A 13,319-nucleotide genomic window follows, 5' to 3' on the forward strand; every position below is an offset into this window, starting at 1 on the left:
CTGTCGGCTCCCGGCCGCGAGCCGTCACGCTGAACCGGTGGCTCGGTGGTATTCCTGCAAGGATTTGATCGCCAGACCCCGCCTGGCGCTCGCCTCGACCGCGAGGACCGCGGCCTTGGCGCCGGGCATGGTCGTGTAGTAGGGCACGCCGCGATGGAGCGCCTCCCGGCGGATGGACTTGGAGTCCAGGTGCGAGGACTCGCTGCCCACCGTGTTGACGACGAGGCAGATCTCGCCGTTCTTGATGTGGTCCACGATGTGGGGCCGTCCCTCCCCCACCTTGTTCACGAAGGAGGCTTCCACGCCCCGCTCCACCAGGTAGGCCGCGGTGCCCTTCGTGGCCTCGATGCGGAAGCCGAGCCGCTTGAGCCGCCTCGCCACCTCCAGGGCCGCCGGCTTGTCCCCGTCCTTGACGCTCAGGAAGGCGGTGCCGCCCGTCGGCAGTGGCACGCCGGCCGCGGCCTGGGACTTGGCGAAGGCCCACCCGAAGTCGTCGTCGATGCCCATGACCTCGCCCGTGGACCGCATTTCCGGCCCGAGCAGCACGTCCACCCCCGCGAACTTCGTGAAGGGGAAGACGGCCTCCTTCACGGCCACGTGGGCCGGCGCCGGCGCCTCGGTGAAGCCGAGCTCGTCCAGCGTCCTGCCCATCATCACCTTCATCGCGAGCTTGGCGAGCGGCGCGCCGATGGCCTTGCTGACGAAGGGGACCGTCCGGGATGCGCGCGGGTTGACCTCGAGCACATAGACCGTGCCCTGCTTGACGGCGAACTGGGCGTTCATCAGCCCGACCACCCCGAGGTCCATCGCGAGCGCCGCGGCCTGCCGGCGGATCTCGGCCACCACGCCGGGGTCCAGGCTATAGGGCGGGAGCGAGCAGGCGGAGTCGCCGGAATGGACGCCCGCCTCCTCGATGTGCTCCATGATGCCGGCGACGACGACCCGCCGCCCGTCCGAGATCGCGTCCACGTCGATCTCGATCGCGTCCTCCAGGTACTTGTCAATGAGCACCGGGTGGTCGGGCGAGGCCTTGACCGCCGAGGCCATGTAGCCCATCAGCCCGGCCTCGTCGTACACGATCTGCATCGCGCGGCCCCCGAGCACGTAGGAGGGTCGGACCATGACCGGGTAGGTGATCCGCGCGGCGACGCGGGCCGCCTCCTGGGCCGAGCGCGCCATCCCGCTCGCCGGCTGCGTCAGGCCCAGCCGCCCGAGTAGCTCGCGGAACCGCTCGCGGTCCTCGGCCCGATCGATCGCGTCGGGGCTCGTGCCGAGGATCGTCACGCCGGCCCGCTCCAGGGGGAGCGCCAGTTTGAGCGGCGTCTGCCCGCCGAACTGGACGACGACGCCGAGCGGGCGCTCGATCTCGACGAGGTTCAACACGTCCTCCTCGGTGAGCGGCTCGAAATAGAGCCGGTCGGAGGTGTCGTAGTCGGTGCTGACCGTCTCCGGGTTGCAGTTGACCATGATGGTCTCGACGCCCAACTCCCGGAGCGCGAAGGCGGCGTGCACGCAGCAGTAATCGAACTCGATCCCCTGCCCGATCCGGTTCGGTCCCCCGCCGAGGATGGCGACCTTGGGCCGCGTCGTCGGCGCGGCCTCGCACTCGCCGTCGTAGGTCGAGTAGAGGTAGGGCGTGTGCGCCTCGAACTCCGCCGCGCAGGTGTCCACGCGCTTGTAGGTGACCCGGGGGCCGGCGGCGGCGCGTCTCGCGCGCACCTCGCGCGTGGGCAGGCCCGTGAGCTGCCCGATGCGCTCGTCCGAGAAGCCGAGCGACTTGGCGGCCCGCAGCAGGCCGGCGTCGGGCGGCGGGCCGTGCGCGACGAGCCGCCGCTCGAACTCGACGAGCTCGCGGAGCTGGTCCAGGAACCAGGGGTCGATCTTCGTGAGGGCGAACAGCTCCTCGGGCGGCACCCCGGCCCGGATCGCGTCGGCCAGGTGCCACAGGCGGTCGGGGTGCGGCGTGCTGAGCGCGGCGCGGGTCCGCTCCGCCGCCTCCTGGGGGGAAAGCCCTTCCGGTAGGCCGCGGTCCCAGCCCTGCAGCGACACAAGGCCGCAGCGGTCCACTTCCAGGGAGCGCACCGCCTTCTGGAGCGCCTCCCGGAAGGTCCGTCCGATCGCCATGGCCTCCCCGACCGACTTCATCTGGGTCGTCAGCGTCGGGTCGGCGCCGGGGAATTTCTCGAAGGCGAACCGCGGGATCTTCACGACCACGTAGTCGATCGACGGCTCGAAGGCGGCCTTCGTGACGCGGGTGATGTCGTTGGTGATCTCGTCGAGCGTGTAGCCGACCGCGAGCTTCGCCGCGATCTTGGCGATGGGAAAGCCGGTGGCCTTCGAGGCGAGCGCGGAGCTGCGGGAGACGCGGGGGTTCATCTCGATGACGACCATCTCGCCCGTGCCGGGGTGGATGCCGAACTGGATGTTCGACCCGCCCGTATCCACCCCGACCTCCCGGATGATCCGCCGCGCTGCGTCCCGCATGACCTGGTATTCCCGGTCCGTGAGCGTCAGGGCCGGCGCGACCGTGATGCTGTCGCCCGTGTGGATGCCCATCGGGTCGACGTTCTCGATCGGGCAGACGATGACGACGTTGTCCTTGAGGTCGCGCATGACCTCCAGTTCATACTCCTTCCAGCCGATGACGGACTCCTCGATCAGGACCTCCCCGACCGGGCTGGCCTGGAGCCCCCACTCGACGCAGCGCTTGAACTCCTCGACGTTGTAGGCGATGTTGCCGCCCGTGCCGCCGAGCGTGAAGGACGGACGGACGATCGCCGGGAAGCCGACACGGGCGAGCTCCGCCTCGGCCTCGGCCGGCGTGCGCGCGATGCCGCTGGCGGGAGTCCGCAGGCCGATCTTCCACATGGCCCGGCGGAAGGCCTCGCGGTCCTCCGCCTTGTGGATCGCCTCCGCCGACGCGCCGATGAGCTGCACCCCGTACTTGGCCAGCGACCCGCGCTTGGCCAGCGCCACCGCGACGTTGAGCGCGGTCTGCCCGCCCATGGTCGGCAGCAGCGCGTCCGGCCGCTCCCGCTCGATGATCCGCTCGACGACGTCGGGCGTGATGGGTTCGACGTAGGTCCGGTCCGCCAGCTCCGGGTCGGTCATGATCGTGGCGGGATTGCTGTTGATCAGGACGACGCGGTACCCCTCCTCCCGCAGGGCCTTGCAGGCCTGCGTGCCCGAGTAGTCGAACTCGCAGGCCTGGCCGATGACGATGGGGCCGGAGCCGATCAGCAGGATGGAGCGGATGTCGGTGCGTCTGGGCACGGGGTCCTCTCGGGCGTCGGCGACGGCCTAACTGCTCCGGGGCATGGGGCCCTGGAACTGGGACGGGGGGCTGAGATAGGGTGGCGGGGGCTCCGGGCCCTGGGCCGGCGCGTTCGCCGGCTGGTAGAACCGCAGGGCGTCCGGCAGCCAGGCCTCGATTTGGTTGATTCTGGTGACGTCCGAGGGGTGGGTGGACAGGAATTCCGGGATCGCGTTCTGGGACCGGAAGCAGAGCTTGCCGATCCACTGCTTGGGACAGCCGGCCATACGCTCCCAGAAAGGGACCGCTTGGCGCGGGTCGTAGCCGGCCATGGCCATCAGCCGCAGCCCGACGAAGTCCGCCTCCGATTCCTGCTTCCGGTTGAAGGGCAGCGACACGCCGACGCCGTAGGCCTGCATGGCGCCCATCGCGATGCTCGGGTCCATGTGCCCCCCGATGGAGCCGGCCAGCGCGCCGAGCTGCGCGATCTGCTCCAGCAGCCCGCGGCTCATGCGCTCCGCGCCGTGGCGCTGCAAAGCGTGCGCGACCTCGTGTCCCATGACCGTGGCGAGGCCGGTCTCGTCCTTCGTGTACTTGAGGATGCCGGTAAACACCGCGACCTTGCCCCCCGGCAGGGCGAAGGCGTTGACCATCTGGTCCTCTTGGATGACGGCGAACTCCCAGTGGTACTCGGGCTTGTTGGCGACCTTGGCGATCCGGCCGCCCACCCGGTGCACCATCTCGTTGATCTCCGGGTTTTCGTTGAGCGGCGCCTCCCGCAGGATGGACCGGAAGGCCGCCACGCCCATCTCGATCTCCTTCTCCTCCGAGATGAAGATGAGCTGGTCACGGGCCGTCCCCGGGGCGCGGTAGCAGCCGGCCAGCGCGGAGGCCAGGCCGGACCCGGCGCAGAGCGCGAGCACGCCGCGGGCCCCCAGCGCAAGCAGCGCGCGGCGGCCGACGGGCGCGTGCGCCAGCCGATCCCAGGAATCGGTCGAGGCCTTGAAGCGGTGATTCATTGGGTCATTGCGTCGTTGAAGGAACGCGACATTGAGCCATCGGATGAGTGGGGGATTGGCTGACTGAACCGGCGAGGGGTTCCTTGCCCGATTCGATCGCCAATCCTCCAATCCGTCAATCCCTTCACGGCATCCACAGGTACATGAAGCGGGGCGTGCCGCCCCGGGCCAGGGCCATCGGGTCGAGGCCGGCCAGCGCGGCGAGTCCGGCTCCGTCGCCGGAGAGCCGCGAGTAGATATTGTTCCGGTACTCGCCCGGCCTCCGGTAGGTCACGACACGGGCCTCGTGCACGCCCGCCTGCTGCTTGGCCAGCTCGACCGCGTCGTCCAGGTAGCCGACGCTGTCCACCAGGCCGAGCGTCTTGGCCTGCTCGCCGGCGTAGATGCGGCCGTCCGCGAGCTTCCGCACCTCGTCCGCCGAGAGGTTCGTCCGGCCCTCCTTCACGACCGTCAGGAACCGCTCGTAGAACGAGTTGATGACGCCCTGGAAGATCTGGCGCTCCTCGTCGGTCATCGCCCGGAAGGGCGACCCCATGTCCTTGCGCGGCCCGGAGGTCACGGCGGTGGCCTCCATGCCGATCTTCTCCATCAGCCCTCGGGCGTTCATCGTCATCATGATGACGCCGATGCTCCCCGTGACCGACGAGGGATGCGCCACGATCTTGTCCGCGGCCACCGCGACGTAGTAGCCGCCGGAGGCGCCGACGTCCATGATCGAGGCGATGACCGGGATCTTGCGCTTTTCCTTAAACTTCATGATCTCGTGGTGGAGGACGTCGGAGGCCGTGACCGTGCCGCCCGGGCTGTTGATGCGGAGCACGAGCGCCTTGACGGCGTCGTCCTCGGACGCGCGGGACAACTCCTCCTTCACGTGAGCCAGCAGGTTGGGCTCTTCCAGGAGGCCGCCGCGTTCATGGTCGCTGATCACGCCCGACACCTCGATCAGCAGCACCTTGGCCGGGCCCGATCCGCCCACCACCTCTTCTTTGAGGGGGCCGGGCCCGGGCATGAGATTGATCGTGATGCAGCCGGCCAGCGCGAGGGACATCGCGCCGACGGCCGCGAGGACGCCCGACCGAGAAACGGGCTCAGGCATGGAATGACTCCATCATGGAGGTGAACTGCCGAAACAGGTACGCCGCATCGTGCGGGCCCGGGGCCGCCTCCGGGTGGTACTGGACCGAGAGCACGGGCTGGTCGAGGCAGGTCAGCCCCTCGACCGAGTCATCGTTCAGGCTCAGGTGACTGACGGCCACGCGGCCGAAGGGCGTGTCCGCCGCCAGCGCGCCCGCCGCGGGCATCCGCACCGCGAAATTATGGTTCTGGGAGGTGATCGAGACGCCCCGCGTCCGAAGGTCCAAGACGGGGTGGTTCGCCGCATGGTGGCCGAACTTCAGCTTGTAGGTCTTGAAGCCGAGCGCGAGCCCGAGAATCTGGTGGCCCAGGCAGATGCCCAGGATCGGCCGCCAGCCGATCAACTGTCGCACCGCTTCCATCGCGTAGGGCAGCCCCTCGGGGTCGCCCGGGCCGTTGGACAGGAGGACGCCGTCCGGTGCCAGGGCCTTGACCGCGGCAGCGGGCGTGGAGGCCGGCACCACCGTCACCCGGCAGCCTGCGTCCACGAGGCTGCGCAGGATGTTCAGCTTGACGCCGAAGTCATAGGCCACGACGTGGAAGGTCCGCCCGGACGAGGTGCCGCCCCCCGGTGTCCGGTCCACGTCCGGCGTCCAGCGCCCGGAGCCTTCCGTCCACTCGTAAGGCCGGTCGCACGTCACGTCCGCGACCAGGTCCCGCCCGACGATCCCCGGCGCGGCCCGCGCCTTCTCCACGGCCCGACGGGGGTCGAGGTCGGTGTGCGAGATCACTCCCGGCTGCGAGCCGCCCTCGCGCAGCCGCCGCGTCAGCGCCCGCGTGTCCACCCCCTCGATACCGACCAGGCGCGCCTCGCGCAGGTAGTCGTCGAGGGCCCGCTCCGACCGCCAGTTGCTCGGACGGCGGCTGGCCTCCTTGACGATGAAGCCCTCGGCCCAGAGCCGGCGGGACTCCGCGTCGCTCCCGGCGACCCCGTAGTTGCCGATGTGCGGGCAGGTCATCGTGACGATCTGGCCCTTATACGAGGGGTCGGTCAGGATCTCTTGGTAGCCGGTCATGGCGGTGTTGAAGACAAGCTCCCCGACCGTCTCCCCTTCAAAGCCGAGCGCCCGGCCCTCGAAGACCGTCCCGTCCGCCAATGCCAGAATCGCTTTCTTCATGCCCGTCTTGCACTCAACACTCACAACGCAACATTCCTCTGCCAGGCTTTCACCTTCACCGCCAGCACCGCCACGCCGAGGAGCAGGTTGACGACATAGAGCCCCCGCACGAGATGGTGCGTCCGGAAGAAGGCGTCGTAGGCCGCCTTCTTCGCCGCCTCGTCCCGGGCCCGGAAGGCCTGCTCCTGGAGCTCGACCGACTCGGGGCCGAGCCAGAAGGTGATCGCGCCGGCCACCGCCGCCATCACGACCAGCAGCCACAGCTCCGGCCGGGGGATCGGCTCCGCCCGGCCGCCGCGCGCCAGCCGCCGCCGGAAGCCGAGACATCCCGCCAGCAGGATCGCCGACGCCCCGACGAGCCGATTATACCCGGAGAACAATCGCGTCAGGAACCGCCCGCCGGGCTCCATCCCGAAGGAGTTGAAGACCGCCGGGATCACCGCCGCGACGATCACGATCAACCCGCCCACCCAGACGGCCAGGGCCACCAGCTCCACCGTCTGGCAGAGAACGAGCCCCCATCCGGCTCTCGCTCCGGGCGCCATACGAGCCGGCGTCAGCCCTTCCCGCCCGCCGCCTCGAACACGACCCGGCCGGCGAGGATCGTCGTCCGCACCCGGCCCTTGACCTTCCAGCCGGCGAAGGGCGTGTTGCGGCTCCGTGAACGGAACCGGGAGGGGTCCACCTCCCAGGGCTCCTCCGGGTCCACGATGACCACGTCCGCGTCCGCGCCCGGCGCCAGGCTCCCCTTCGCGAGCCCGAACACGCGGGCGGGCTCGCTCGTCAGCTTGGCGACCGCGGTCTCCAGCGCGAGCACGCCCTCCTCCACTAGCGCCAGCGTGAGCGGGAGCGCGGTCTCCAGCCCCACCACGCCGAAGGGCGCCTCGGCGAACTGCTGCTGTTTGTCCTGCACCGCGTGCGGCGCGTGGTCGGTCGCGATCGCATCGATGGTGCCGTCGCGGAGTCCCTCCTTGATCGCCTGCACGTCGCCCCAGGCACGCAGCGGCGGGTTCATCTTCGCGAGCGTGTTGAAGCCGCGCACCGCCTCCTCCGTCAGCGTGAAGTGGTGGGGGCAGGCCTCGGCGGTGACCCTGAGTCCCCGCGACTTGGCCTCGCGCACGATCCGCACGGAGCCCGCCGTGCTGATGTGGGCTAGGTGCAGCCGGGCGCCGGTCAGCTCGGCCAGGGCCAGGTTGCGCGCCACCATCACCTCCTCCGCGGCGGCGGGGATGCCGGGCAGCCCCATCTGCGTCGAGACGAGCCCCTCGTTCATGCATCCGCCCTCGGAGAGGTGTAGGTCCTCGCAGTGGTCCACGACCGGCAGGTCGAAGGCGCGCGCGTATTCCATGGCCCGGCGCATCACGAGGCTGTTCATCACCGGCCGGCCGTCGTCGGAGATCGCCACGCAGCCGGCGCGGTGCAGGTCGCCGATCTCCGCCAGCTCCTTCCCCTCGGAGCCCTTGGTGATCGCGCCGACGGGGAACACGTGGGCGTAGCCGGCCGCCGCGGCCCGCTCCAGGATGAACTCGGTGACGGACTGGTTGTCGTTCACGGGGCTCGTGTTGGGCATGCAGCAGACGGAGGTGAAGCCGCCGGCCGCCGCCGAGGCCGTGCCCGTTTCGATCGTCTCCTTGTACTCGAAGCCCGGCTCGCGCAGGTGCACGTGCAGGTCCACGAACCCCGGAAGGACCAGCTTCCCGGTCGCGTCGACCACGGTCGTGCCGCCGCTCGCGCGGGCGCGGGCCGCCAGGCCGGGACCGACGGCGGCGATCTTCCCGTTCTCGATGAGGACGTCCGCCGGGCCGTTCACCCGACCCGGGTCGATCACCCGGCCGCCCGTGATCAGCATCGTCATGAACGCGTCAACTCCCCCTATGCCGAGCCCGCGAGGAGATAGAGCACCGCCATCCGGACCGCCACGCCGTTGGCGACCTGGTCCAGGATCACCGACGAGAAGCTGTCCGCCACTTCCGGCGCGATCTCGACGCCGCGGTTGATCGGCCCGGGGTGCATGATCACCGCGTTGGGCGCCGCCAGCTTGACCCGCTCGGGCGTCAGGGCGTAGAGGCGGGAGTACTCCCGGATGCTCGGGAACAGCGCCCGCCCCTGCCGTTCGAGCTGCAGGCGCAGCATCATGACGACGTCCGCGCCGCGGAGCCCTTCCTCCATCCGGTGGTAAACGGTCACGCCCAGCCGCTCCAGGCACGCCGGGATCATCGTCGGGGGGCCGACCGCCCGGACCTCCGCTCCCAGTTTCGTCAGCGCGTAAATGTTGGACCGGGCGACCCGGCTGTGGGCCAGGTCTCCCACGATCGCCACCGTGAGGCCGCGGAACTCCAGCTTCTTCTCCCGCAGCGTGAAGAGGTCGAGCAGCGCCTGCGTCGGATGCTCGTGCCAGCCGTCCCCGGCGTTGATCACCGACGACTTGACCCCGCGCGCCAGCGTGTCCGCCGCGCCCGCGGCCGGGTGGCGGAGCACGATGAGGTCCGCCTGCATGGCCTCGATGTTGCGCGCCGTGTCCAGGAGCGTCTCGCCCTTGACGACGCTGCTGGAGGAGGGCGAGAAATTGATCACGTCGGCGCTGAGCCGCTTGGCCGCCAGCTCGAAGGAGGTGCGGGTGCGCGTGCTCGGCTCGAAGAAGAGGTTGACGACGGTCTTGCCCCGGAGCGCCGGCACTTTTTTGATGTCGCGGCCGCTGACCTCCTTGAACGACTCGGCGGTGTCCAGTATCTGCGTGATCTCCTCCGGAGTCAGGGACGCGATGCCGACCAGGTCCTTGTGCTTGAGGCTCATGGCGTCCTCCGCGTCACGTCTTGACGATGACCACGCGGTCCTCTTCGCCCGCTTCTTCGAGGAACACATGAACTTCTTCGTCCCGCGCCGTCGGGATGTTCTTGCCGATGAAGGTGGCCTTGATCGGGAGCTGCCGGTGGCCTCGGTCCACCAGGACCGCGAGCTGGACCTCGGCCGGCCGGCCGAGGTCGATCAACCCGTCCATCGCCGCGCGGGTCGTCCGGCCCGTGAAGAGCACGTCGTCCACCAGCACGACGGTCAGGCCCGAGATGTTGAAGGGGATCGTCGTCTTCCGGAGCACCGGCTGCTCCTTGCGGAGCGCCAGGTCGTCGCGGTAGAGCGTGATGTCCAGCTCGCCGATGGGCACCTGCGCCTTCTCGATCTCCTGGATCCGCTTGGCCAGCCGGTGGGCGAGGTACACGCCGCCGGTGCGGATGCCGACCAGCGCGAGCCGCTCGGTCCCGCGGTTGCGCTCGAGGATCTCGTGCGCGATCCGGGTCAGGGCGCGGGCCATCTCGCCGGCGTCCATGACCAGCCTCTCGGTCGCTTTGCCTTGCTTCTCCACGGCGGCCGTCCGGATTCAGGGCATAAAAAAACCTTCCTGCCCGGCCTGGACAAGAAGGTGTCGGTTGTCGGGGACGGCGCGTGGCTGGCCGTACCGCATCGGACGGACTCCTTGCTCACCTCACCGGATGAGCGTTAAAGGTGGCCGCATCTTACGGGGACGGAAAGACGGTGTCAAGGGGGCGGAAACGAGGTTCCGCTTTCACCGCATCAGCGGCCGGCCGCGAGGAACAGCGTCAACCCTTCGGTGAGCCGCGCCTTCGGGAGAATGCTCCGGTGCATGCGGAAGGTCGGCAGCGACTCGACGGGGGCCTCGCGGACCAGGCGCAGGCCACGGGCCCGGAGCAGCGCGCCCAGGTGCGCCGGTCCGACGGCGAAGACCATGCCGCCCGGTGCGAGCGCGCCGGCCAGGGCCGCGGCCGTCCGGCCCAGCGCGTCGGAGCGGTCGAACAGGGCATAGGGCGTCCAGGCGTAGATGAGGTCGTAGCGCTCGCCGAGGACCGCCGGCTCGCTGACCGCCGGGAGGAAGGAGAATCGGCCGGTCCAATCCAGCTTGCCCGCCTGCGCGAGTCGGTTCCAGAGGGCCTGGGCTTGTCGCTGCGCGAGCGCGGGATGCTCATAGAGCAGGGTGACGGCCGCCGGCCGGTCCAGGGCGATGAGCGCCTCCAGCGCCGCCTCGAAGCGCAGCGCCAGGATGCGCCCGGCCCGGGACGCCCTCGCCGCCAGGTCGCGGTCCTGCTCCATCTCGTCCTGGAGGAAGTCGGCGACGAAGGGCTGGGCGGCGGGTTCATCGATCTCCCGGTCGTCCAGCGGATAGAGCAGCACGGACGACCACGCCTGCGCGGCGGTGACCCGGGGCGGCGCGTCCCGAAACAGGGCGAGCCAGCCCTCCCCTCTTGCCGCGCCCGTCCCCGCGAGGGCTGTCGCCGGGCTGTCGGCGATCGGGCCCCAGGCCGGATCGACCGGAACCTCGGTCGCCGTCTCGCCGTCCCTGAGGATCAACTTGCCGTGCGACACCGTGACGCTCCGCCCGCAGGGGGCGAAGCCGTCCGGCCTCGGCCGGACGAAGGCCAGTCCGGCCGGATCGTCGGCCGGCGTCGCCTTCTGGACCGTCGCGCCCTGGATCGTCACGCAGAGACGCCGCTCGCGGTCGAAGTAGCGCCGCGGCGGGTCCGGGACCGGCAGCCAGGTCACCTCCTGGGAGCGCGGCGGGTCCATGAAGACCGGAAAGGGCTCGCCGCTCGGGTGGCTCGGTGCGAAGAAGGCGCCGAAGAGCTTGTAGGCCGCCTCGGAGGGATAGGTCGGGATGCCGCGGTAGCGGAGCGGCAGGCGGCCGTCCCGGTTCTGATCGTCGTAGAGGCCGCGGATCAATTCGAAGGCGGCGGAGCCGGTGCCAGGCAGGAGCGAGCGGAACAGCTCGACGACGGGCAGAAAGTCGATCCGCTCCCAGTGCATCGCCCCCATGCACGCCATGAAGCGGGCCCGCTCGAACGTGCCGTCCTCCAGGATGAAGAAGGCGTCCTTCCGGTGGCGGATCGTCGCGTGTCCGGCGCCGTCGAGCACCAGGTCCTCGTCCCCGTAGAAACAGCGCACCTCCTCGATCGGAACGCGTAGCGCCCGCGCGGCCATGCCGCGGAGGTCGTCGGCCCGCAGCGCCCGCCAGCCGGGTTTCCGCGAAAGGTCGAGCACCGTCTCGTTGACCAGGCCGCCGGGCGTGAGCCCCACCCACTGTCCCCAGTCCAGATGCAGGCGGGCGCGTGCCAGCCGGGCCCCTCCCCTCCCATCCGGCGTCCACTCGCATTCGTGCAGGGGCGTGCCGCCGGGATCGGTCGCGAGGATGCGCCGGCCGTGGGGCCCGTAGAAGACCAGGTGACCCGTGGGGAGGCGCCGGACGCGGCCGCCCGCGGCGACCTCGCGCAGGGACGCCCGGTTGAGGGGGAAGACGAGGGAGCCCGATCGGTCGAGGACGTCTAGGAGGGAATCGTCCACGTCATTCGCGGATCTGGCCGGACCCGAAGGCGATGAACTTGAAGCAGGTGAGCTCTTCCAGCCCCATCGGCCCGCGGGCGTGGATGCGCGTCGTACTGATCCCGATCTCCGCCCCGAGCCCGAACTGGTACCCGTCGTTCAGCCGCGTGGAGGCGTTGACGAGCACGGCGCTCGCGTCCACCTCGCGGAGGAACCGCAGGGCGCGGCCGTAGTCGTTCGTCACGATCGCCTCGGTGTGGCGCGAGCCGTAGCGGGCGATGTGCTCCATCGCCTCCTCCATGTTCCGCACGACCTTGACGGCCAGGATGAGGTCCAGGAACTCCTGGCCGTAGTCCGCGTCGGACGCCGGCGCAACCTCCGGGCAGAGCGAAACCGTCTTGGGACAGCCGCGCACGTCCACCTTGGCCGCCCGCAGCTCCGCGACCAAGTCCGGGAGCAGCGCCCGCGCGACCGACTGGTGGACGAGCAGGGTTTCCATCGCGTTGCAGGTCGAGGGGCGCTGGACCTTGGCGTTGACGCAGATCGCGCGCGCCATGGCGACGTCCGCCCCGGCGTCCACGTAGACGTGGCAGATGCCCGCGTCGTGCTTGATGACGGGAATGCGGGATGCCTCCGTCACGGTCTTCATGAGGGAAGGGCCGCCGCGCGGGATGATGAGGTCCACGTACCGGTCCTGCTTGAGCAGCGCCGACACCACCTCCCGGTCGGTCCGGTCCACGAAGGCGATCGCCCCCTCCGGGACACCGGCCTTTTCCGCCGCCTCCACGAGGAGCCTCGCGATGAGGGCATTGGAATGGATCGCCTCCTTGCCGCCCCGCAGCACGCAGGCATTGCCCGACTTGAGGCAAAGGGCGGCGGAGTCGGCCGTCACGTTCGGGCGGGCCTCGTAGATGATTCCGACGACGCCGATCGGCACCCGCATCCGGCCCACCTGCAGGCCGTTCGGCCGGCGCCACATCCGCGGCGTCTCGCCGAGCGGGTCCGCGAGCGCGGCGACCGTGCGCAGCCCCTCGGCCATCTCCGCGATGCGCTCGGGCGTGAGCCGCAGGCGGTCCGCGAAGGCCTTCCGCTCCGGCGCCTCCTCCAGCGCCGCGAGGTCCTTCTCGTTTTCGGCCAGCAGGTCGTCGGTCCGCTCGATCAGCCGGTCGGCCATGGCGAGCAGCGCCTGGTCCTTGACCGTCGTCGAGAGCGCGGCCAGCTTCCCCGCCGCCGCCCGGGCCTTCTTCACCAGGCCCTCGACGTACTCCTCCGGCGTCAGGACCGGCTCGGCCTGTTCGGGAGACTGCTCGGCTGCCTGCTCGGGCGCAGCGGCGGTGGAATCGTCCATGGCGATCGGGCGCTCCGCGTGATTCTCGCGGCAGAATACCGCGCGGCGGAGGCGAGCGTCAAGGCGACGTATTGAGTCATCTAAAATCTTACCGAGAGACAGATCGTTGCGTCATTTGTAAT

Annotated in this window: 10 protein-coding genes; all 10 read right to left on the reverse strand. The window is 70.1% G+C overall.

Annotated elements, in window-relative coordinates:
• Positions 1–24: 24 nt before the first annotated feature.
• Positions 25–3,273, reverse strand: a complete 3,249-nt coding sequence (gene carB, locus AC1U7O_RS08400; RefSeq protein ID WP_479894273.1) for a carbamoyl-phosphate synthase large subunit — start codon at positions 3,271–3,273, stop codon at positions 25–27.
• Between the two features lie 27 nt (positions 3,274–3,300).
• Entirely contained in the window at positions 3,301–4,272 is a 972-nt protein-coding gene (locus AC1U7O_RS08405; protein ID WP_479894274.1) for a M48 family metallopeptidase, read from the reverse strand.
• A 124-nt stretch (positions 4,273–4,396) separates the two neighbouring features.
• Complete coding sequence (sppA, locus tag AC1U7O_RS08410; protein ID WP_479894275.1) at positions 4,397–5,368, reverse strand: signal peptide peptidase SppA; 972 nt, start codon at positions 5,366–5,368, stop codon at positions 4,397–4,399.
• A complete protein-coding gene (gene carA / locus AC1U7O_RS08415) occupies positions 5,361–6,524 on the reverse strand; it encodes a glutamine-hydrolyzing carbamoyl-phosphate synthase small subunit (RefSeq protein ID WP_479894276.1) in 1,164 nt (387 codons plus the stop codon). Before carA ends, sppA begins: the two co-directional genes overlap by 8 nt.
• 20 nt (positions 6,525–6,544) lie before the next feature.
• Positions 6,545–7,069, reverse strand: a complete 525-nt coding sequence (locus tag AC1U7O_RS08420; RefSeq protein WP_479894277.1) for a DUF4149 domain-containing protein — start codon at positions 7,067–7,069, stop codon at positions 6,545–6,547.
• An 11-nt stretch (positions 7,070–7,080) separates the two neighbouring features.
• Positions 7,081–8,379 (reverse strand): dihydroorotase, encoded by a 1,299-nt coding sequence (locus AC1U7O_RS08425; RefSeq protein ID WP_479894278.1) that lies wholly within the window; start codon positions 8,377–8,379, stop codon positions 7,081–7,083.
• A gap of 17 nt (positions 8,380–8,396) precedes the next feature.
• Positions 8,397–9,317 (reverse strand): aspartate carbamoyltransferase catalytic subunit, encoded by a 921-nt coding sequence (locus AC1U7O_RS08430; protein ID WP_479894279.1) that lies wholly within the window; start codon positions 9,315–9,317, stop codon positions 8,397–8,399.
• 13 nt (positions 9,318–9,330) lie between these two features.
• Positions 9,331–9,882, reverse strand: coding sequence for a bifunctional pyr operon transcriptional regulator/uracil phosphoribosyltransferase PyrR (gene pyrR / locus AC1U7O_RS08435; RefSeq protein WP_479894280.1), 552 nt, complete (start codon positions 9,880–9,882; stop codon positions 9,331–9,333).
• 209 nt (positions 9,883–10,091) lie between these two features.
• A complete protein-coding gene (locus tag AC1U7O_RS08440) occupies positions 10,092–11,870 on the reverse strand; it encodes a hypothetical protein (protein ID WP_479894281.1) in 1,779 nt (592 codons plus the stop codon).
• A gap of 1 nt (position 11,871) precedes the next feature.
• Positions 11,872–13,128, reverse strand: a complete 1,257-nt coding sequence (locus AC1U7O_RS08445; RefSeq protein WP_479894283.1) for a glutamate-5-semialdehyde dehydrogenase — start codon at positions 13,126–13,128, stop codon at positions 11,872–11,874.
• Positions 13,129–13,319: the final 191 nt, after the last annotated feature.

It is taken from the genome of Candidatus Nitrospira neuquenensis (assembly GCF_979578155.1).